Genomic DNA, 22,313 nt, shown 5'->3' with positions numbered 1-22,313 from the left:
TTTGACATTATTATATTAATGCCTATAAATTTTAATTCTTAAAAAGTTACTTACTCCACTTTAAGATTGGTATTCTGGCTGCTTTAACTTGATCTAACCTTCTTACTAAGGCATTTTGAGGAGCTTCATGTAAAACTTCTGGATTCTCCTTAGCTTCTATAGCTATTATCTTCATAACTTCAACAAACTCATTGATTGACTCTAAACTTTCACTTTCAGTTGGTTCTATCATAAGGGCATCTTCAACTATTAGAGGAAAATAAACTGTTGGTGGATGTACACCATAGTCAATCAATCTTTTAGCTACATCTAAAGTTGATATATGATTTGGGTTATCTTTTAAACCCGCAAAGATAACTTCATGCTTACATATCTGATCTATAGCTACCTTATAATAATCTTTCAAGGCTTCTTTTATATAATTTGCATTTAATACAGCATTCTCTGAAGCAGCTTTCAGTCCTTCTCTTCCCATAGTTAGTATATAGGTATAGGCTCTAACTAATACTCCAAAATTTCCATAAAAACTCCTTACTTTTCCAATAGAATCAGGTCTATCATAATCAAATACAAACTTCTCTTCTTCCTTTTTTATAATTGGAGCCGGAAGAAATTTAGAAAGTTTACCACATACGCCTACTGGACCTGCTCCTGGACCACCACCACCATGTGGTGTTGAAAATGTTTTATGAAGATTTAAATGACACACATCAAATCCCATATCACCAGGACGAGCTTTTCCCATAATAGCATTTAAGTTTGCTCCATCATAGTATAAAAGTCCGCCTGCTTCATGAACCAACTTACTTATATCCTCTATATTTTTCTCAAACAAACCTAAAGTATTTGGATTTGTAAGCATCAGTCCCGCTATTTCATCATTTAAAACTTTTTTAAGTTCTTCTATTGAAATCAATCCATCCTTATCAGATTTAATTTCAACTATTTCAAAACCTGCTACTTTTGCACTTGCAGGATTTGTACCATGAGCTGAGTCAGGAACTATTATTTTTTTACGTTTAAAGTCATTTCTATTTTCATGATATGCTTTTATTAATAAAAGTCCTGTGAATTCACCATGAGCTCCAGCAGCTGGTTGCAATGTAAAATCATCCATACCTGTAATTTCACATAACTTTAAGGAAAGGTCATAGATAAGTTCTAAGGCACCTTGTACATTTTCTGATGATTCTTTAGGATGAATTTTACTAAAACCAGAAAACATAGCCACATCTTCATTAATTTTAGGATTATATTTCATAGTACAAGAACCTAGAGGATAAAACCCCTTATCTACACAGTAGTTTTTATTAGAAAGAGCAGTATAATGCCTAACTACATCAACTTCACTTACTTGTGGAAGATATGCATCCTCTTCTCTTAACATATTTTTAGGTATAACAGACTCTATATTTATATCCTTTACATCTATTTGTGGAAGCCTATAACCTACTTTACCCTCACATGATAGTTCAAAGATAACTTTATTATAACTTTTCATTATATCTCCTCCATCACTTTAACTAATTTATCAATTTCATCCTTTGATCTTTTTTCTGTTACACAAAGCAGCATAGAATTCTTATATTGAGGGTAATCTTCTTCTAATATATATCCACCTAAAATATTATTATCTAATAATTTGTTATTTATTTCACATATGCAAGTATCAGATTTTACTGCAAACTCTTTAAAAAATGGTTTATTGAATAAAGGCTTATATTTACCACTCTCTATTAATTGATTAAAAGCATAGTGAGACTTTTTGATGCATTGAGCTCCTATTTCTTTTATACCTTCTTTTCCTATGGTAGCCATATATACAGCAGCACCTATTGCTATCAATGTTTGGTCAGAACATATATTAGAGGTAGCTTTTTCTCTTCTTATATGTTGTTCTCTTGCTTGAAGGGTTAATACATATCCTTTGTTACCATGACTATCATCAGTTTCTCCAACAATTCTACCTGGCATTTTTCTCATAAGCTTTTTAGTAGTATTTAGAAATCCTAGACCCGGTCCTCCAAAGTTAATATTAGCACCAAGACTTTGACCATCCCCTATAGCTATATCTGCCCCTAATTCACCAGGGCTTTTTAAAATACCTAAAGATAATGGATCCACACTCATAATAAATAAAGATTTATTTAAATGGATATCCTTCTCTAGTTCTTCTACTTCTTCTATAATTCCAAGGAAGTTCGGACTTTGTATAATAACTGCTGCTACATCTTTATTTAATAATGATTTTACCTTTTCAATATCTGTAACTCCATTACTTTCATCAACTTCTAGTAAATTGTATCCTTTATATTTTAGATAAGTTTTTAAAACTTGTCTTGTATCCGGATGTACTGTTTTTGAAACTATTATGGTATTTCGCTTCGTATTTTCTATAGCCATTACAGAAGCTTCTACTGCTGCTGTAGCTCCATCATACATAGATGAGTTTGAAACTTCCATACCTGTTAAGTTACAAATCATAGTTTGATACTCAAAAACTGCTTGTAAAGTTCCTTGGCTAATTTCAGGTTGATATGGAGTATAAGCTGTATAAAATTCTGTTCTTCCAGTTAAGTGTTTACATATAGAAGGAATATAATGATCATACATACCTGCACCTAAAAAACAAATTAAATCTTCTATAGATTTATTTTTATTAGCTAAGTTAGTCATGATTTTCTCAACTTCTAATTCTGATAAACCTTTATCAATGTTTAATTCTCTATTTAATTTTAAATTATCCGGAATATCTTTAAATAAATCCTCTATTGATTTTACGGAAATAAAATCAAGCATTTGATTTTTTTCTCTTTCTGTAATAGGAATATAAGGAAACATATTATTCACCTTCTTTACATAAATCTTTACATAAGTCTTCATACTCTTTAGCTTTTAATAAACTTTTTAATTCATCTTTATTTGACAACTCTACACAAATCATCCAAGCATCATATGCATTTTCATTTACTAGAATAGGATTATCAGTTAATTCTTCATTAACTTGTAGTACACTACCACTTGCAGGCATGAAAATATCTTCAGCAGCTTTAACAGATTCAATTGTTGAAAAAGCTTCTCCCTTAGAAAACTCATCATCTTCTGATGGTAAATCTACAAAAACTATATCCCCTAATAATTTTTGTGCACAATCTGTAACTCCTATATAAGCCTTATCTTCCTCTACTCTTATCCATTCATGATTCTTTGTATATAATAAATTTTCCAATACTAACATGATTAATCCCCCTTATTTTTGAGTTTTTTTACTATAAAACTTTTTATTGACAACTATTGCCTTTAACTCTTTATTTCTAACTTTTATAAAGATTTCTGTACCCAATGCTGCATATTTAGCATCAACCAAAGCAAATCCTATTGTTTTGTTTAAGGTAGGAGACATATACCCAGTGGTTACATGTCCTATTTCTTTATTATCCTTAATTACTATATAACCATGTCTTCCTATACCTCTATCTAGCAATTCATACCCTACTAATTTTCTTGTTACTCCATTTTCCTTTTGTTTTATTAAAACATCTTTACCAATAAAATTTTCTTTATTAAGTTTCACAAAAAATCCAAAACCCATCTCTAATGGAGTTATAGTTTCATCCATTTCATTTCCATACAATGGAAGTGTAGCTTCAAATCTTAGTGTATCTCTAGCACCAAGTCCAATAGGTTCAACTCCTTCATCTTCTCCTGCTATAAGTATTTCTCTCCACAAGACTACTACATCCTCCGGTTTTGCATATATTTCAAAGCCATCTTCACCAGTGTATCCTGTTCTTGAAATTAAAACTTTTTTATTACATATGTCTATATCATCTTTAAACTGGAAAAATCCTATCTCTGATAAATTAAGTTGTGTTAATTTCTGTAATACCTCTTGAGCTTTTGGTCCTTGAAGTGCCAATTGAGCAATACTATCAGAAATATCTTCAATGGTTACCTCAAAATTACCTTTGTTATCTAACATCCATTTAAAGTCTTTTTCTTTATTGCTTGCATTTACAACTAAATAATAATAATCTTCTGAAAATTTATAAGCTAGTAAGTCATCTACAACGCCACCATTAGGATAACACATGAAACTGTATATAACATCCCCATTTTTAAGTGTTTTTACATCATTTGTTAAAAGGTAATTAACAAATTTTTCAGCATCCCTTCCCTTTACTAGTACTTCCCCCATATGAGAAACATCAAACAAACCTGCTCTTTCTCTTACGGTTTCATGTTCATGTAGAATTCCCCTAAATTGAGTAGGTAATTCATACCCAGCAAACTCTACAATTTTTCCACCATTCTTCTCATATTCTCCTCTTAAAGGAGTAACTTTTAAATTGTCCAATTAACTCCCTCCTTAAATTAAAAATAATGTATATAAGTCTATTATAACTCTAATTTATTTATATGCAATATTTTACTCAAAATACAATATTTAAGAATAAAATGATTCATAACTTTTTAATACTTTTTAATACTGATACTAATCGTAAATTTTATATCATTTTAAGTAATAAAATAAAAGTCATAATTATAATTATGACTTTTATTTAACCATCTAATAAACATTGATAAAATCAGTGAAATTACTTGAATACTTCACTGTTATATAACCAGTTTTTCACTTTTTCCCGCTTTTCTTTTTCATCGCTAGAATCTACCAAATCAACTGTTCCAATTATATTATTTTCTTTTAAAATACCTTGTAATTTTTTAAAACACTTTTCTGCACCTCCACCAGCATGAGAAGCAAAAATTAAAACATTTTTCCCCTTTATTTCATTGTCAGAAATAAAAGTATTTACTGGTGGTGCATAACCGCTAGCCCAAATAGGTGTTCCAATAAATATGGTATCATATTCCTTCAAGTCAGGATTTTTGTTTTTTAACTTTGGTTTTTCCTTAAATATTACACTCTTTCCACCCCATAAAAACTTTCGAAATCCTCTTTTAGGAATTTCTTTTTCTGGTTTCAGTTCCAAGATGTCACATCCCAATTCATCTCTAATAATATTTGCAATAAGCTTGGTATGACCTTCTAATGAATAAAAAACTATTAAACTCTTCATTTTTTCACTCCTTACTAAAATATTCATTCTGTTAAGTTATAAGCATTTAAAGTGGCTAAAATATTTCATAGCCACTTTCCACAAAATTTATTAACCAATATTTTTTTCTAATAAATATTCTATATTGTTTCCACTTAAAACTAATATATCACCTTGCTTAATTAGTGTAGATCCTTTTGGAACTATTATTTCATTATCTCTTTTTATCATAACAATAAGTATCTCCTCTGGAATGTCCGCTTCCATTATAGTCTTATCTTTCCAATTATTATCAGAATCAACATTATACTCTATTAATGTTGTAGACCTATCTTCTTGATAGTCGGTAAATGTTTTTAATACTGTTTTTGTATCATCTACTAAATCTAGCTTTCTAGCTACTTTAGGAATTAATGTTCCTTGAATAGCTACTGATAATAAAGCTATAAAAAATATTATATGAAATATATCATTTTCTAATGGTATCCCTGATGTTATTGCATATATTGCAAAAACAATTGAAGCTGCTCCTCTTAATCCTACCCAAGAAACAAACAACTGTTGTTTAAATGGTATCTTAAACCAACTTAAAACACCAAAGGTTGCGATTGGACGTGCAATTATTATCATAAATATTGATATTAATATAGAGCTTCCTATAACACTTGGTAATTCAGAAGGAAATGCTAATAAACCTAATACAAAAAATAGCATAATTTGCATTATCCATGATACTCCATCAAAGAAATGAACTAAACTTCTCTTGTGTGGAATTTTGCTATTTCCAATAATAATACCAGCTATATAAACACTTAAATATCCATTACCCCCTACCCATTCACTTAATGCATAAGATAAAATAGCAATTGCCGTTATAAATATTGTATAAAATCCATCTACTTCAAAATTTGCATTTCTCATTATATAAACCGTTAGTTTAGATAATATCACCCCAATTAATATACCAAAAATTATTTGTCCAATTACTATAGGTGCTATTGAGCTGATACCCCCATTATTCATTAATGTTAACACTATTAATGTTAGCATATATGCAATAGGGTCATTACTTCCACTTTCAACCTCTAGTATAGAAGCAATTTCTCCTTTTAAGTTTAATTTCTGTGAACGTAATATAGAAAATACTGATGCTGCATCTGTAGACCCAACTATGGAACCTATTAGCAGCCCTTCTAAAAGACTTGTTTTAAGGACAAAATAACAGAATAATCCTGTCAATCCCGATGTGATTATTACCCCAAATGTAGACATTAAAATAGATTCTCTTGCAACAGGTTTAGCTTCTTTCCAATTGGTACCAAACCCACCATAGAACATTATAAATACCAAACCAAAGGAACATAATTCTCTTGTAAGCTCATAATTATCAAAATATATTCCTACTACACCATCTGAGCCAAATAACATTCCTAAAATGATGAATATAAGTAGCATTGGTACACCAAACTTATATAATACTTTACTGGATGTTATACAAATTAGTAATACTAATCCACATATAATCATTAACTCAAGCATATTACCTCCTAAATTTATATTGCTTATTATAATTAATTTTTTTAATTTTAGATATTCTTATATATATTATACAATAAAATTGTATTCGATACATAAAACTTCCTTACTAATCAAATTATATTTGTGTAAAATCTATTAAATTTAACAAAATTTTTAATGAATCTTCATTATGGTATAAAAAAATAATAGCTTACCATAAATAGGTTAGCTACTATTTTTATACTATTTAGATTTTATTTCAATCCATCTTTCATCATAAAGTTTAATGTTGTTACCAAGGTCTATGAATGATTCACATTTATCAAGAAGAGTCTTATCTGGATAAGCTACTGAGTTAGATTTAACGTCTTGTGAAAGCATTTCAAGAGCTGCTTTATTTGGTGTAGAATATCCTATATAATCTATGTTTTTGACAGCATTTTCCGGCTCTAACATAAAGTTTATAAATTTCTCTGCATAATCTTTATTTTCCGCATCTGTTGGTATGCATAGTGCATCTACCCATTTATTAGTACCTGTTTTAGGAATTCCATAAGCTAGATTTTCATTTTGGTCCATAAGAGTTACTGCATCTCCAGAATAAACTATTCCCATAGCAGCTTCTTCTCCTAAAAGTCTATCTTTACCTTCATCATTAACATAAGCACGAACTAAAGGCCTTTGAGCTATTAATTCGACCTTAGCTTTATCTAGTTCTTTTTCATTTATGCTATTTTGAGAATATCCTAACTTCATTAAGGCAATAGCCATAGTATCTCTAACTGAATCAAGCATTAGGATTTCTCCAGAGTATTTCTCATTCCATAAAATATCCCAACTGTCTACAGGATCACTTACCATATTTTTGTTATACAAAATACCAAAAGTTCCCCAGAAATAAGGTACACTATATTCATCATTTTCATCATAGCTAGGCTTTTTAAAGCTTTCATCTATATTTTTATAATTAGGAATATTAGAATAATCTATCTTCTGGATTAATTTCTCATCCTTCATCTTTTCAATCATATAATCTGATGGAACTATTAAATCATATTTTGATCCACCACTCTTTATCTTTTGATACATGATTTCATTGGTATCGTAGGTTTCATATACTACCTTTATACCAGTTTCTTCTTCAAATTTTTCTATTAGGGATTCATCTATATAATCTCCTACGTTATAAATATTTAAAACATCATCAGAAGATTTTGTCCCACAACCTGTAAGCATAGCTGTAACCATTACTCCTGTACATACTAGAGCTATAATTTTCTTTAATCTTTTCATCTTATTACTCCTTCCCTACCATTGCTTGCTTTTTGTTAGATAATAATAATAGTATTAATACTGTTATAAACATTAATGTAGTCAGTGCATTAATCTCTGGTTTAATACCTCTCTTTGCCATAGAATAAACCTCAATCGATAAGTTAGTTACTCCATTTCCAGTGTTAAAAAAGCTTATAATAAAGTCATCTATAGACATAGTAAAGGCAATTAAAAAGCCTGAAACTATACCTGGTTTTATCTGTGGAAGTATCACCTTTCTAAGGGTATACATAGGTTTTGCACCTAAATCCATAGCAGCTTCTTCTACATTATCTGGAAGCTGTTTTAACTTTGGCAATACAGATAAAACTACATACGGTATATTAAAAGTTATGTGCGCAAGTAACATAGTTAAAAAACCTAACTTTATATTAAAAAATATAAAAAGTATCATAAGACCTATTGCTGTTACTATATCTGGATTTAATACAGGTAGATAGTTTATATTGAGAAGCATTGCCTTTTTAGGCCCTCTCATTCTGTCTATTCCTATAGCACTTATTGTTCCTATGACTGTAGCTATTGCAGATGCCAATATTGCTACTACTACAGTAGTTATTAAAGCTGAAATTATTCTATCATTATGAAACAATTGCTGATACCACTTAAAAGTAAACCCTTGCCATCTTGCCATAGATTTTGAATCATTAAAAGAAAATAGTGCTAGAGCAAAAATAGGAGCATATAAAAATATAAATATTAAAATCAAATATATATTAGAAAATATTTTTTTTGCTTTTACCATAATACTCTACCTCCTCCTTTTTCATCATCTGAAAACTTAGAGGTTAATCGCATAGCTAATAAAATTAATATCATCATAAGGATAGATATTGCAGAACCAAAGTTCCAATCTCCAACAGAAGTAAACTGCTGCTCAATTAAATTACCTATGAGCATGTGCTTTCCACCACCTAAAAGTTGCGAGATTACAAAGGTAGATACCGCTGGCATAAATACCATAGTTATTCCTGAGATAACTCCTGGTATACTTAAGGGAAAAATTATCTTCATAAAAGCTGTAATTTTTCCAGCTCCCAAATCATAAGCAGCATTAACTAAATCTTGATCCATCTTTAATAGAGATGTATATATTGGTAGTACCATAAATGGAAGAAAGTTATATACCATTCCAAGAAGTACTGCACTATTTGTATATAATATATCTACTGAGTTTAGCCCAATGATATTAAGTAAGTTATTAAGCAAACCATTCTTTCCTAGAATTGCAAGCCATGCATAGGTTCTAAGCAAGAAATTCATCCACATTGGAAGAATAAATAACATTATAAGCATTCCACGTTTATGTTCTGGTTTTCTTGATATCATATAAGCAATGGGATATCCCATTACTAAACATAAAATTGTTGATTGTAAGGCTAAGCTAATAGATCTTGTAAATACCTTTATATATAAAGGATCCATTAATCTTTTAAAATTATTTATAGAGAATTGATAGCTCCCACTCACTTTTTCTGTAAAACTAAAAAATACTATTAGAAGAAGAGGTACTATTATAAACAAGGAACTCCATAATACATAAGGATAAGCTAAATATGATTTCTTTTTCATTCTACGCTTCTCCTGACTTTTTCATTATGTGAATATCTTCTGGATAAATATCCATTCCTATTTCTGTACCTATAGAAAAGTTTTTAGTATTATGAAGAATAAAATTCATACTCTCTTCCTCTACTTCTAATTCATAGTGAACTCCTTTAAACACAGAAGATTTTACTATCCCTTTTAAGTTTCCTTCTTCTTTATTTACTATTTTTATATCCTCTGGTCTTATTACCACATCTATATCTTCATCTTTATCAAAGCCTTTATCAACACATTCAAATATACATCCACAGAATTTAACCTTAAAGTCTTCTAACATTATTCCGTCTGTAATATTGCTTTCTCCTATAAACCTAGCTACAAACTTATTCTCAGGTTCATTATATATATCTTCTGGAGTACCCATTTGTTGAATCACTCCCTTGTTCATTACTACCACAGTATCAGACATAGTTAGTGCTTCTTCTTGATCGTGAGTTACAAATACAAAAGTAATTCCCAATTGCTTTTGTATTCTTTTAAGCTCTATTTGCATTTCTTTTCTAAGCTTTAAGTCAAGAGCACCTAAAGGCTCATCAAGAAGTAATACCTTTGGTTCATTAACAATAGCTCTTGCTATAGCTACTCTTTGTTGCTGACCACCACTTAGAGATTCAATTTTTCTTTTTTCAAAGCCCTTAAGATCTACTAATTTCAAAACTTCATTTACTTTTTTATCAATTTCACTTTTGGAAAGTTTCTTTATTTTTAATCCAAAAGCTATGTTTTCATATACGTTCATGTGAGGAAATAGTGCGTATTTTTGAAACACTGTATTAATCTGTCTTTCATATGGAGGTAAGTCATTGATTTTCTTATCTTCAAATATAACTTCACCTTCACCGCAAGTTTCAAAACCTGCTAAGATTTTTAATGTAGTAGTTTTACCACAACCACTTGGACCAAGTAATGTTATAAACTCATTCTTTTTTATACCTAAAGTTATATTGTCTAAAACTTTGTTGTCTTCAAAGGTCTTAGATATACCTTTAATTTCAATTATATTATCACCCAACATAAACACCTCTTTTATAATATAATGCTAATTATACTCTTTGAGTAACCTTATTAAATCTGTCTACTTAAAATGACGGTGGTGTACTTACCCATATTACTGTTGCCTCAGTTTTTCCTGTATTTGAAATGTAATGATTAGACTTCGGCTTAAAATAAAAGCTTTCTCCCTTACGTATTTTATATACCTTATCTCCTAAATGCAGGTTTACAATGCCATGAAGCACAAGTCCAAATTCCTCTCCCTCATGAGGAGTTTCTTCTTTGTATTTCCCATTTGGTTCTAATGTGAGCATTATAGGCTCCATCTGATTTTTTTGAGCATCTGGTACGAGCCACTTTAATCTATACTTTAGATCTTCATCCTCAGTTTCAAACATATCATCATTTGTAAACTTGACTCTTTCATTAATCTTCTCGCTAAAGAATTCATTTAAATTTGTGCCTAGTATCTGAAGAATGTCCATAAGTGTTGCAATAGATGGAGATGTGAGATCATTCTCAATTTGTGAGATGAACCCCTTGGATAATTCACATCTATTTGCAAGTTCTTCTTGTGTTAACTGTTTTTCTATTCTAAGACTTTTAATCTTCTCTCCAATTTGCACGATTCCACCTCAATCTTATGTATTATACTAAACCTTAAGTTTACATTTACTAAACAAACAATATTATTCTATATTTTTTTTATTAATAAATCAATAGATTTATTAAATTTTTTTATATTTTTATGATTTTTTTTCATAATAAATCCTTGAATATACCTTATGTTTATGAAAATATGTTTATATTAATATTCTTCATGTTTAGTAATACTAAGTATATTCCATAATAAAAACTTCCTAGTATTAATTGTACTAACCTTCAACTAAATACTAGAAAAACAATTTGCTTTAACTATTTTAAAAAAATATTTTATAACCACAATAAACACTATATATTTTGTAAAATAATGTAAATACTAACATTTTCCACAATTCTATCCACAATATAATTAACACTAAGTGGATAAATCTTAGATTATCCACCTTTTTTCTGAAAATTTACTTTATTTTATCCACAATTTATAAATTAAAAAAATAATAAACAACTAAGGTGTTATNNATAACACCTTAGTTGTTTATTTTTCATTTGATTATACTAAATATCACCTAATTCTTCTAAAAGCCTATCAAATTCTCTTATTTCAACCCAATCATAAAGATTAATATTTTCCTTTGAATGATATACTCTGAAATCTTCTAAGGATACTTTAACTTCATTCTCTCCCTCAGTTGTGAACCATAGGTATTTTTCATTACAAGAATTCAATTCTTTTATTTCGCTAAAAGGGTTAATATCATCCTCATAATAAAATCTAACTCCACTTTCATCAAGACTTGTATAGATGTCTATTATCCTATTATTAAGCTCATTCATAAGTTTTCCTTCCTCCTAGGTTACAAATGTTTAATTAGTATTATAACCTACTTTAGCTAGAAATCTTCATTTTATTTTCTAGAGCATTTATAGCCATTATATATCCATATTCTCCAAAACCACATATCTGGCCTATACAGGCTGGAGCTGTAACTGATTTTTGTCTAAAATCTTCTCTATCATAAATCTGTGATAAATGAACTTCCACAGTATCTATGTTTACACTTTTTATAGCATCATATATTGCATAGCTATAGTGGGTAAAGGCACCTGGATTAATTATTATTCCATCATATTTTTCATAGTATGCCCTTTGAATGAAGTTAATAATTTCCCCCTCTATATTGCTTTGTAACATCTCTATATCATGTCCTAATGATTTAGAGCATTCCTTTATGTAATTTTCAATCTTCTCAAAGCTTTTTGAGCCATATATATGTTTTTCCCTTATGCCCAAAAAATTTAGGTTAGGTCCATTTATAACCATAATTTTCATAGCAATCACCTCTTATAATTAACTAAACTCTCTATTTAAAATTTCATATATATCTTTAATTGCTTGATCATCAATAGAATTCTTTTGCCATATTTCCTGTGCTTTTACGCCTTGTCCTATGAGCATAGATAATCCCCCTACAACTTTTTTTCCTAATTCTTTTCCCTTTAATAAAAATTTTGTCTCAGATGGGTTATATACTATATCTACAACTGTTTGAAAGTTACTTATGATAGTATCATTAACAGGAGTGGCATCTTCATTAGGAAACATACCTACTGGAGTTGTATTAATTATCATATCTCCTTGAATTTCTTTTAATTGCTCATAACTTATTAGGCGAACTTTTTCATGATTTATTCCCTTATTTTTTTCTGGTGTCCTACTTACTATATAAACATTTTCAGCTCCATTGTCTAATAAATAACACACAGCAGCCTTTGTAGCTCCACCATTTCCCAAAATTATAGCTATTGAGTCTTGTATCTTAACATTATGTACCTTTAACATATATCCAAAGCCATAGTAATCTGTGTTATAACCATATAGTTTATTATCCTCTAGCGATATTGTATTAACAGCACCTATTCTTTGTGCTTCTGGTGATATCTCATCTAAATACTTAATAATTTCTTCCTTGTAAGGAATAGTTACACTGGCTCCTTTAATTTTTAAAAGTTTAAGTGCATCTATGAATTTTTCTAAATTTCCTTTAGGTATTTCAAATAGTTTGTATGCACCTTCTACTTCCATAGCCTGAAATATTATCTTATGTATTCTCGGTGATAAGCTATGTCCTAATTTCTCACCTAGTATGCCGTAAAATTCCATAACATTACTCCTTTATATATGATTAATTTAAATAACTTTACTTATGCTTTTTTATAATGATCTCTTGTAAGCTTCTACTTAACTCCATTATACTTAAGAAAAATCTTCTTGCTAATAAATCATAGTTCTTATTTTTTAAATTGTCTACATTTTTTTTAATAATCTTTGATTCTCTTTCCTCATCATATATTGGTAAATCATTTTCTTCTTTATAATTAGCTACTCTTATAACAACATCCATTCTTCTCTCAAATAGATTTATAAGTTCTTTATCAATCTCATCGATTTCTTTTCTACATTGCTCTATTTCATTCACTTCAATTCACCCTTTTCTAAATTATCTATATACATTAATTGAATTTACTAATATATAATAACACTTATTTATATATTATTTCCACTAAAAATAAATAGACTCCTATAGGAATCTACTTTTTTATCTATATATTTTTACTTTACATAATATTTATTTAAATTTATTTATTCCAAGTTTTCTCTTTATTCTTTTTGTATTTCTAGATATCCAACTTTCCTTATTTTTTTCTTCAAGTTCTTGTAATTCCTTGTCCATAGCCTGTCTTTCTAATTCTTCTTTTAATTGATATCTTGCCATTTCAAAAATAGGTTCTAAAAGATTTTTAGTATCATAGTAACCTCCTTGAATTCTCTTGTTTTTAGACTCTTCATCTAGATTTAATAATCCATCTAATATTTTTGTTTCTATGTCCGAAGGAATTAGTTCTATGATTTTTGCATTTGGAAAATCTTCTCTTCTTATTTTAGCTTCCTTAGATAATAGTACAGCTATTATTATATCACACCCTTCTTCATATACTGGTTTTATAGGAGTATTATCTACTAGTCCACCATCTAAATATGTCTTTCCACCAATTTCTTCACTTTCATATATCATAGGAAGGCAAGCCGTTGCTAATAATATACTTCTAGCCTTTTCTTCTTCATAGTCATTTATTTTAAAATATTTAGCAGAGAACTCTGGCATTTCAGTACATGATACATAACATATTTTATTTGACTTTTTTAATTTATCAATATTTATATATTTCTCTATAATCTCCTTAGCTCCATCCCTAGGAATATCACCCTGCTCTAACTTCTTTGTCATATACTTTTTTACTAAATTCATATTTCTACTACCAATAGCGAGGGTTACGCCTTTCCTCATTAGGACTTTATTATTTACTGGTAACAACTTCTCTATTGTAACTTCTTGCCACATTTTCTTCGCTTCTTCAAAATCATCTTGAGCAAATAAAGCTGCATTTATAGCACCTATAGAAGTACCTGAAACTATTTTTATGTATTTATCTATATTTAACTCTTTTATAGCTTTCCATACTCCTATCTCATAAGCTCCTTTTCCGCCTCCACCAGATAATACTAACCCTACTCTCATTCCCCTTCATCCCCCATTAAAATATTATCTTGATTTTATAATATTTATTAGTCACTTTTTATTATTATATCATTTTAAGAAAGTTTTTTACTTCATTTTCATATTTCTCTTGATTAGTGGCATAACAAGTATTATGCTTAGCTCTTGGAATTATACATAAGCTTTTTATTCCCTTTTTAATTTCATACATTTCTATGGACATATAACATGGAATTAATTCATCTTCATCTCCATGAATGAACATAATTGGTACTTTGCTTTCCTTTACCATATCCATTGGACTTATTTCTTCTAAAGAGAAGCCACATACTTTTTTTATTTTATGATTAGTGAGATTATAGAAAGGGAAAAAAGGAATCTTGTATTTATTTAACTTTCTTTTTATAACCTCTATTGCATTTGCATAAGCTGATTCCGATATTATAAAATCTATTTTATTCTTTCCTAAAACTGAATACATAAGACCTGTAGCACCTCCCATAGAATGTCCATGTACACCTATAAAACATTTCTCCCCAACTTTTTGTCTTATACAGCTTACCCATAAATCTAAGTCTTCACACTCATATCTTCCATAGGTAGCATAAGTTCCTTCACTATTACCATGACCTCTTTGATCTACTAAAAGAATATTAAATCCTTCTTTTATAAAAAACTTTATATATTGGCAAGACCTGTAGTGGCCAACCAAGTATCCGTGCAATATTATTATTATTTTTTTTGAAGGTAAATTACAGTTTAGATAATATCCTTTCAACTTATATCCATCTTTGCTTTGTACAATTAGCTCTTCCAAATTTAACTTTTCATACTCATCAATAGAATATAATCCCATGGTGTAAAGACTATTAAAGGTTTCTATCTTATCACGCTTTTTACCAAGAGTAGAATAATAAAATAAACAATCTATAGTTTTAATAAATATTATAAAAAGTACTGTCATTATAATTAATATATTAGCTATTATCATAATTTGCTCCTATTATCATCTTATAATGTTTTAAAATAAAAAAACTCGTATTTTAAATACAAGTTTTTATTTTATATATTTTAGTAATCCCCTACTTTTTATAATTAATGCACCTTTAATTTCTTTTACAATGTCACATTATTTAATACTAAAGTCATATACCTAAAGAATTTTTTCTCTAGTAAAAACTAATTTAGTATTGCTACTTAATTCTTTATTATAACAATAACCTTCTTCTTTAAAATTCTTTAAACCTTCTATATTATCTATATTATTTTTAACAATATAACTTACCATAAACCCCCTAGCTCTCTTAGCATATGTTACTATAATCTTATATTTTCCTTCTATATTTTCTTTAAATTCAACATCATAAATATTAATAGTACCTAGCTTACTTTTATCGATGGATTTAGAATACTCCAGAGAGGCCAAATTTAAAATTGTCTTATCTTCTTTAAGATTTAAATCATGAACTATATTTTGAGTAATCTTTTTTGTCCAAAATTTATATAAATCTTCTTCAGGTATACCTCTTAACTTTGTAGCCATCTCTAACCGATATTCTTTTATATTATCTAAAGGTCTTAAAACCCCAAATAAACCTGATAAAATCCTAATGTGATTTTGCGCAAACTCTATGTTTGCTCTGTCATATTCAAAAGGATTTATAGCTCTATATACTTCCCCTCTAAAGACAAAAATAGCCTGTTTAGTATTTACTTGTTTGTCATAAAAGCATTGAAATCTATTATAATTTACCTTTGATAACTTATTACTAATTTTCATTATCTTAGCTATTTCTTCTACATTGTAATTTTTAATTATATCTACTAATTCTCTTACTTCATCTATAAATACAGGTTCGGTACTTTCATCTATAAATATTTCTTTTTCAAAATCTAAAGATTTAGCTGATGATATTATTGTTATCATATGTTTTCTCCTAACTTTAAATATCCTAATTAAAATTCATTACTTTGTCAGTCTCTTTAATATATCTATTCCTTAATTACAATCCCTAAAATTCTCGAAAGTGATAGTGCTTGCATTGGAGTAACTACTATTCCATATAAATCTCTTACATCTCCAATAAGTCCTTCTATATCACTATTTCTAAAATCAACACCTTTCACCATAGCCTTAGATATATCAATTTGTCTCATGTTCACATTTTCAAAGTTTACTTTATTAAACTTACTATTTTCAAAAATCACATTATTAAATGATGAATCTATAAAGTTCACATTTTTAAGAGTAGAGAAAGATATGTTACTATAGTCACCGTTACACTGATTTAATGTGACATTTTGAATATTTGTATCTGTCAAGTCTATACCTATAAGCTTACAGTTTATCATTTCTACCCTATGCAGAATTCCATTATTGAAATTAGAATTTGATAAATCACAGTTTTCAAACTTTACATCTATCAATTCAATATGAGTAAATTTTACATTTCTAAAATCTACATTTTTAAATATAACTTCCGAGAATTCAACATGTGATGCACGATCATTACTTATGTCGCAATTAAGTATCATTACATTATTAAAATAGTCTTCATCATTTATATTCTTTTCTAAAGAATATACCTCTTCATTTATTGCTGTAATTTTAGGTAATAATACATTTTTTACTTTTCTCTCTTCCATATTTCTTCTAGCTATGTACTATATATAATTAACATAGCCTAATTTTCACCATCCTTCACTATTTTCATTTAATCTGATTATTATCTAGCATATTTAAATATTCCCCAGGTAATCTCAAAAACCTTTATAAACAGAGTTCTTAGCTTCTATGATGCTTAGAAATCGTTATCCAGGGACACAGCAGGTCTTTATACTACCACTTTGAAAAAGATGGAGTATTAGAGCTGGTAGTCATCGGATAAACAGAGTTCTTAGCTGCTTCATAAGTTAAAGATATTTTAAAACAGATAATAACCTATTCACATACCTATATAATCATTAATATAATAATCATATAAGCTACAATGGAGGTGTCTAATGTCTACATTTAGAATTATTGTATTTGATGGTGGAGGAATTCGTGGTGCTCTATCCACGCGTATATTAAAACGCATTTATAATAAATATCCTGATATTTTAAAGTATACAAACTTATTTGCTGGTACTTCTACAGGTGCTTTAATAGCCTTAGCTCTAGCTTCTGGAAAGGATGGAAATTATGTTGATAACTTATACAACTATGAGACTGTAAAAAGTATATTTTATCCTTCTCATCTTAACCTTTTCAGACCTAAATTTAATAATAAAAACTTAAGAGAAGTCATATTATCTGTATTTACAGAAGAGCTTACCCTTGGGGATCTTAAAAAATATGTATTCATCCCCTCCTTTAATGTAAAAGGTTTTTCATCTGATAACTGGCAATCTGTATTTTTTAATAACCTTTCTCGTGGTTCGACATACACATCTAAAGTTGTAGATGTAGCTTTAGCTAGCTCTGCCGCTCCTACTTATTTCCCTTCATACAAGAACTTTATAGATGGAGGTGTAATTGTAAATAATCCTACAGCTGCCTCTATGATTTCCGTAATGAAGCTCCTTAAACCTAAACATTCACTATCTGATTTTCGTATATTATCTATTGGTACCGGCTCCACACTTAACCAGATAAAATCAGATACATCTTCTTGGGGTGCTCTCCAATGGATGCTCAGGCCGAAATGTAATGTTAAAACACCTTTGGTTTCAATACTACTAAATGATACACCACTAGAAGACTTATATTGTAAAGAGCTTATCGGTCCAAATTACTTTAGAATAAATCCTATACTTAAATATAAAATTCCTCTTGATGACTATTCAAAAGTTCCATTACTTAAAAATGCTGTGGACAATCTAGACCTTTCAGATACCTTTAAATTTATAGAAAATCATTTTTTACGTTAGTACAAAATTTATTTGATATAAAAAGTTATTCTATAATGATTATAGAATAACTTTTTTATTTTTTATATACATTTTGTAATTAATTAACTTTATATAATTAAGAATAATTTTCATACTTAACAAGTTTATTTTTTCCTTCCGCTTTAGCTATATATAGTGCTTCATCGGCAAAATTAATACATTGATCTATATTCTTCTCTTTACCTGAATACATAAATATACCTAGGCTAGATGTCACTTTTAATTTAGATTTTTCTCCATAATATATATTAGCTCTTTCAATTGATGTTCTTATACTGTCACAGATTGAATAAATCTTTCTTTCACTTATGCCTTGTAAAATCACTAAAAATTCTTCCCCACCATATCTCCCTGCAATTCCATGATTTTTAACATTATTTTCAATTATGCCTCCAACCATTTTTAATACACCGTCTCCATAACTATGTCCATATTTATCATTGATTAATTTAAAATCATCAATATCTATCATTATAACTGCTAACTTCTTTCTTTCTCTTGCACACTCCTTAAATATTTTTTTTCCTTTTTCAAAAATTTCCATTCTAGACAGTAATCCTGTTAAAAAATCATGAGAAGAGAAGTATTTAGTTCTATTATAAAGACAAGAATTTTCTAAAGCTATAGCAACATAGGATGCTAATATCTTTAATTTATTTAAATCATTTTCTGTATATGCATTTTTCTTATAGCTTTGTACATTTAAAAAACCTCTAACTTTATTCTCTAAAATCAAAGGACAATACATAGCTGATTGAGTATCATCACTATTTAATTCTATATTAAGGTCTGGTACATATTTCTTGTACTCTTTATACAAATCATTAATTAAAATAGTGCTTCTGTTTCTAGCACAATAAGCTCCTATGCTAGTCTCATATTCTACATTAACATTACTTAAATTTAGCCTATTTCCTCTATCTATAAATAGTGCATAATCTAAAACCCCTTCTGATTCCTTAAGGGTAGAAACACCCACCACTTCTGCATCCATAATCATTGATATTTCCTTATGTATATTTTCTAATATATTCTCAAAATTAAGATCTGAAGTTATTTTTTGACCTATAGTTGATATTACTTTAATATCATCATATAACGACTTAAATATAGCTGCTTCTTGTTTATTCTTTTCATTTTCTAAATCAGCAAGACTTAATTCACTAGTTATACAGTTCAATTCATCATTTATTTCAACATACTTCTCATAATACTTTAATGCTTCCTTATATTTATTAATCTCTTTGTTAGATGAATACAGTTGCTTATATATATTCCTACTAATTAGTACGCATTTATTTTTTTCAGATATTTCTAATGCCCTTATTAGTTTATTAATAGCTTCAACATATTTATTATTAATTATATCACTCTGAGCCCAAGACTCTAATATGCTAGCTTGAACTTCATAATAATCCTTCTTTGTGGCATGCTCTAATGCAGCTAAATAATCTTTTTCTGCTTCCTTTTGATTACCAGCCTTAAAATTAATTTTTCCCCTTATCCTTAAAGCTTCACTTCTTATAATTTCATAATTCAGCTTTTCTCCAATTTCAATAGATTCATTAATAAAATTCATAGCCTTTTCTAAATTACCAAGTTCACATTCAATTTCAGCAATAACTTGATACATATTTGTTTTAAAATTATCATTATAATCATAAGGTATGTCTTGCAATGAATCTATAATTTTTTTAGCCTCATTATATTTTTTTAAATTTAAATAATTAACACAAATATTATTTAATATTACAAAAAAAAACTTATCATTTTTTATTTCTTTTGCTATTTTCAAAGCAATCTTTCCCCATTTTGTACTCAATTCACATAATCCTAATTGAAAGTAGGCACTCATAAGACCATTTGATACATATAATTTCCCTTTTTCATCACTTATACTTTGAAATAGTATATTAGCTTTTAATAACCACTGTACTCCTTTTTCATATGTACCTGAATAATTAAAATACCACCCTATAGTTCCACTACACCAAGCTAATCCTCTTATATTTTCATTTTCAGTACATATTTTTAAACCTTCATCTAATATACTTTTAGTATTCTCTAGGTTAATTACTAGCTGTTCGTTAACATACTCTATAAATTGGTCTATGTAACTTGAATCTTCCTTAAGCCTATTTAGTACATCTTCTTTTGAATATTTGTACATAGATTTCATAACCCCCTATTTTTATTGTGCTATAAGGTATTAATTACTCCTCTTATTCTATGCCAAAATCTCTTGTAACATCTCTCACCCATTTCCCACTACTTACTCTCACTATACTAACCAAAGATTTTATTATCTCATCACATCTAATTATAAAAAATACAGCTACTATTGGTAGCCCTAATAAATCTACCGCTATGAATCCACCTGGGATGGCTACACACCACATAAACAAAATATCATTTACCAATACAAATCTTGCGTCTCCTCCACCTCTTAGAACTCCCATCATCATATTACTTCCCAAAGCTTGGAATATAACAATAATAGAGGTTACACTCATGATTTCCATAGCTATAGCCTTTGTACTTTGTGGAACATTGTAGAAGTTCACTATTATAGGCTTAATAATATATATTATTCCGCTGGCAATAAGCCCTGTAATTACACTAAAAACACCTATTGTAAAGGCATATTCCATAGCTTTGTTCTTTTTACCCTCACCTATGGTATTACCAATAATAACAGCTGCAGCATTAGATAATCCAAATATAAACACTGTTACAAACTGTTGTGCAACTCCATTTATACTATTGGCTGCTACTGTACTTGTTCCCATTTTTGCTACAATAACTGAAATCATAGATGAGCCTGTAGACCAAAGCAACTCATTAAATAATACTGGTGTACATGTAGATACATAATCCTTCAATATAACCTTATCCACCTTTAATAGATGCTTAGGTCGTAATTTTATCTTCTTCTCAAAGTAAATCATAAATATTATAACTATTATAAATTCTGTGATTCTTGCCATAACGGTAGCAATGGCTGCTCCTCTTATGCCTAAGGCTGGGAATCCAAATTTTCCAAAAATAAATACCCAGTTAAAAAAAGCATTTACCAACAATGACACACTATATACTAACATTGAAATTTTTACTGTTTTTACAGAACGAAGCATCATTATTGTACAGTTTGTTAAACCATAGAATATGTATCCTATGCAGACTATTCTAAGATAGCTAGCCCCACCTTGTATAACAGCTATATCATTAGAAAATATACTCATAAACTGTGTTGGTAATAGTGCTGCTATGGATATAAATATAATTATTATAACGGTACAAACTCTATACATAATTGCAAGTATCTTATGAATAGAATTTACATCTTTCTTGCCCCAATATTGAGATATCATAATATTTGAGCCACTAGCTAGTCCAAAAAGTAGAATCATCAAAATAAAAAATAAATTATTTGCTAACGCTACTGATGATAATTGGACTTCCCCTAAAGATCCTACCATTAAGGTATCTATCATACTTACTGCAAAAGTAATTAAGTTCTGTATAGCTATGGGTATTGATATACTAAAAAGTAATCTGTAAAATTTCTTATCTGTAGTTATCTTCATATATATATTCTCCGTATTAATCCAATTTAATAAAATAATTATAACATATTTCATATATAAAATAACCATACATATTTCTACAAATGTGCATGATTATTTCAGAATAATAAATATATTAA

The 22,313-nt window shown here is 28.7% G+C and carries 22 protein-coding genes; 1 reads left to right on the top strand and 21 read right to left on the bottom strand.

Annotated features, from left to right (window positions below):
* Positions 1-46: 46 nt before the first annotated feature.
* The 19 genes from gcvPB to B3630_RS13640 form a co-directional block, all read right to left on the bottom strand.
* Entirely contained in the window at positions 47-1,501 is a 1,455-nt protein-coding gene (gene gcvPB / locus B3630_RS13730; protein ID WP_346899090.1) for an aminomethyl-transferring glycine dehydrogenase subunit GcvPB, read from the bottom strand.
* A complete protein-coding gene (gcvPA, locus tag B3630_RS13725; RefSeq protein WP_346899088.1) occupies positions 1,501-2,841 on the bottom strand; it encodes an aminomethyl-transferring glycine dehydrogenase subunit GcvPA in 1,341 nt (446 codons plus the stop codon). Before gcvPA ends, gcvPB begins: the two co-directional genes overlap by 1 nt.
* A gap of 1 nt (position 2,842) precedes the next feature.
* The gene (gene gcvH, locus B3630_RS13720) at positions 2,843-3,238 is read right to left on the bottom strand and encodes a glycine cleavage system protein GcvH (RefSeq protein ID WP_346899086.1); all 396 of its coding nucleotides are present in this window, start codon (positions 3,236-3,238) and stop codon (positions 2,843-2,845) included.
* Positions 3,239-3,250: 12 nt separating this feature from the next.
* Positions 3,251-4,357 carry a glycine cleavage system aminomethyltransferase GcvT gene (gene gcvT, locus B3630_RS13715; protein ID WP_346899084.1) on the bottom strand — a complete coding sequence of 369 codons (1,107 nt, stop codon included), beginning with the start codon at positions 4,355-4,357 and terminating at the stop codon, positions 3,251-3,253.
* 241 nt (positions 4,358-4,598) lie between these two features.
* Positions 4,599-5,081 carry a flavodoxin family protein gene (locus tag B3630_RS13710; RefSeq protein ID WP_346899082.1) on the bottom strand — a complete coding sequence of 161 codons (483 nt, stop codon included), beginning with the start codon at positions 5,079-5,081 and terminating at the stop codon, positions 4,599-4,601.
* A gap of 90 nt (positions 5,082-5,171) precedes the next feature.
* Entirely contained in the window at positions 5,172-6,599 is a 1,428-nt protein-coding gene (locus B3630_RS13705) for a potassium/proton antiporter (protein WP_346899080.1), read from the bottom strand.
* Positions 6,600-6,821: 222 nt separating this feature from the next.
* Entirely contained in the window at positions 6,822-7,871 is a 1,050-nt protein-coding gene (locus tag B3630_RS13700; RefSeq protein WP_346899078.1) for an ABC transporter substrate-binding protein, read from the bottom strand.
* A 4-nt stretch (positions 7,872-7,875) separates the two neighbouring features.
* Positions 7,876-8,658: an ABC transporter permease gene (locus B3630_RS13695; RefSeq protein WP_346899076.1), complete on the bottom strand. Its 783-nt coding sequence runs from the start codon at positions 8,656-8,658 to the stop codon at positions 7,876-7,878.
* Positions 8,652-9,485, bottom strand: coding sequence for an ABC transporter permease (locus tag B3630_RS13690; RefSeq protein ID WP_346899074.1), 834 nt, complete (start codon positions 9,483-9,485; stop codon positions 8,652-8,654). The genes B3630_RS13695 and B3630_RS13690 overlap by 7 nt, the downstream gene beginning before the upstream one ends.
* A gap of 1 nt (position 9,486) precedes the next feature.
* Positions 9,487-10,536 (bottom strand): spermidine/putrescine ABC transporter ATP-binding protein, encoded by a 1,050-nt coding sequence (gene potA, locus B3630_RS13685; RefSeq protein WP_346899072.1) that lies wholly within the window; start codon positions 10,534-10,536, stop codon positions 9,487-9,489.
* Positions 10,537-10,600: 64 nt separating this feature from the next.
* Positions 10,601-11,140 carry a helix-turn-helix domain-containing protein gene (locus B3630_RS13680; RefSeq protein WP_035130168.1) on the bottom strand — a complete coding sequence of 180 codons (540 nt, stop codon included), beginning with the start codon at positions 11,138-11,140 and terminating at the stop codon, positions 10,601-10,603.
* A 532-nt stretch (positions 11,141-11,672) separates the two neighbouring features.
* Positions 11,673-11,951 carry a hypothetical protein gene (locus B3630_RS13675; RefSeq protein ID WP_346899070.1) on the bottom strand — a complete coding sequence of 93 codons (279 nt, stop codon included), beginning with the start codon at positions 11,949-11,951 and terminating at the stop codon, positions 11,673-11,675.
* 52 nt (positions 11,952-12,003) lie between these two features.
* The gene (aroQ, locus tag B3630_RS13670; RefSeq protein ID WP_346871444.1) at positions 12,004-12,447 is read right to left on the bottom strand and encodes a type II 3-dehydroquinate dehydratase; all 444 of its coding nucleotides are present in this window, start codon (positions 12,445-12,447) and stop codon (positions 12,004-12,006) included.
* Between the two features lie 18 nt (positions 12,448-12,465).
* Positions 12,466-13,278 (bottom strand): shikimate dehydrogenase, encoded by an 813-nt coding sequence (gene aroE, locus B3630_RS13665; RefSeq protein WP_346899068.1) that lies wholly within the window; start codon positions 13,276-13,278, stop codon positions 12,466-12,468.
* Between the two features lie 37 nt (positions 13,279-13,315).
* Complete coding sequence (locus B3630_RS13660; RefSeq protein WP_346899066.1) at positions 13,316-13,594, bottom strand: chorismate mutase; 279 nt, start codon at positions 13,592-13,594, stop codon at positions 13,316-13,318.
* Positions 13,595-13,744: 150 nt separating this feature from the next.
* Positions 13,745-14,695, bottom strand: a complete 951-nt coding sequence (locus tag B3630_RS13655; RefSeq protein WP_346899064.1) for a patatin-like phospholipase family protein — start codon at positions 14,693-14,695, stop codon at positions 13,745-13,747.
* A 64-nt stretch (positions 14,696-14,759) separates the two neighbouring features.
* Positions 14,760-15,665 carry an alpha/beta hydrolase gene (locus B3630_RS13650; protein ID WP_346899062.1) on the bottom strand — a complete coding sequence of 302 codons (906 nt, stop codon included), beginning with the start codon at positions 15,663-15,665 and terminating at the stop codon, positions 14,760-14,762.
* A gap of 162 nt (positions 15,666-15,827) precedes the next feature.
* A complete protein-coding gene (gene yaaA / locus B3630_RS13645) occupies positions 15,828-16,601 on the bottom strand; it encodes a peroxide stress protein YaaA (protein ID WP_346899060.1) in 774 nt (257 codons plus the stop codon).
* A gap of 65 nt (positions 16,602-16,666) precedes the next feature.
* Positions 16,667-17,320, bottom strand: a complete 654-nt coding sequence (locus B3630_RS13640) for a pentapeptide repeat-containing protein (RefSeq protein ID WP_346899058.1) — start codon at positions 17,318-17,320, stop codon at positions 16,667-16,669.
* 357 nt (positions 17,321-17,677) lie between these two features.
* Between B3630_RS13640 and B3630_RS13635 the strand changes: the two genes are divergently transcribed.
* The gene (locus tag B3630_RS13635) at positions 17,678-18,586 is read left to right on the top strand and encodes a patatin-like phospholipase family protein (RefSeq protein WP_346871437.1); all 909 of its coding nucleotides are present in this window, start codon (positions 17,678-17,680) and stop codon (positions 18,584-18,586) included.
* 97 nt (positions 18,587-18,683) lie between these two features.
* On the opposite strand, the gene B3630_RS13630 is transcribed toward B3630_RS13635, so the two are convergent.
* Positions 18,684-20,777 carry a diguanylate cyclase gene (locus B3630_RS13630; protein ID WP_346899056.1) on the bottom strand — a complete coding sequence of 698 codons (2,094 nt, stop codon included), beginning with the start codon at positions 20,775-20,777 and terminating at the stop codon, positions 18,684-18,686.
* Positions 20,778-20,829: 52 nt separating this feature from the next.
* A complete protein-coding gene (locus tag B3630_RS13625; RefSeq protein ID WP_346899054.1) occupies positions 20,830-22,194 on the bottom strand; it encodes an MATE family efflux transporter in 1,365 nt (454 codons plus the stop codon).
* Positions 22,195-22,313 lie beyond the last annotated feature (119 nt).

This window comes from Clostridium sp. UBA7503 (genome assembly GCF_002477055.1).
GTDB classification, from domain to species: Bacteria; Bacillota; Clostridia; order Clostridiales; family Clostridiaceae; genus Clostridium_J; species Clostridium_J sulfidigenes.
This window is presented reverse-complemented; position numbering and strand designations above follow the sequence as displayed.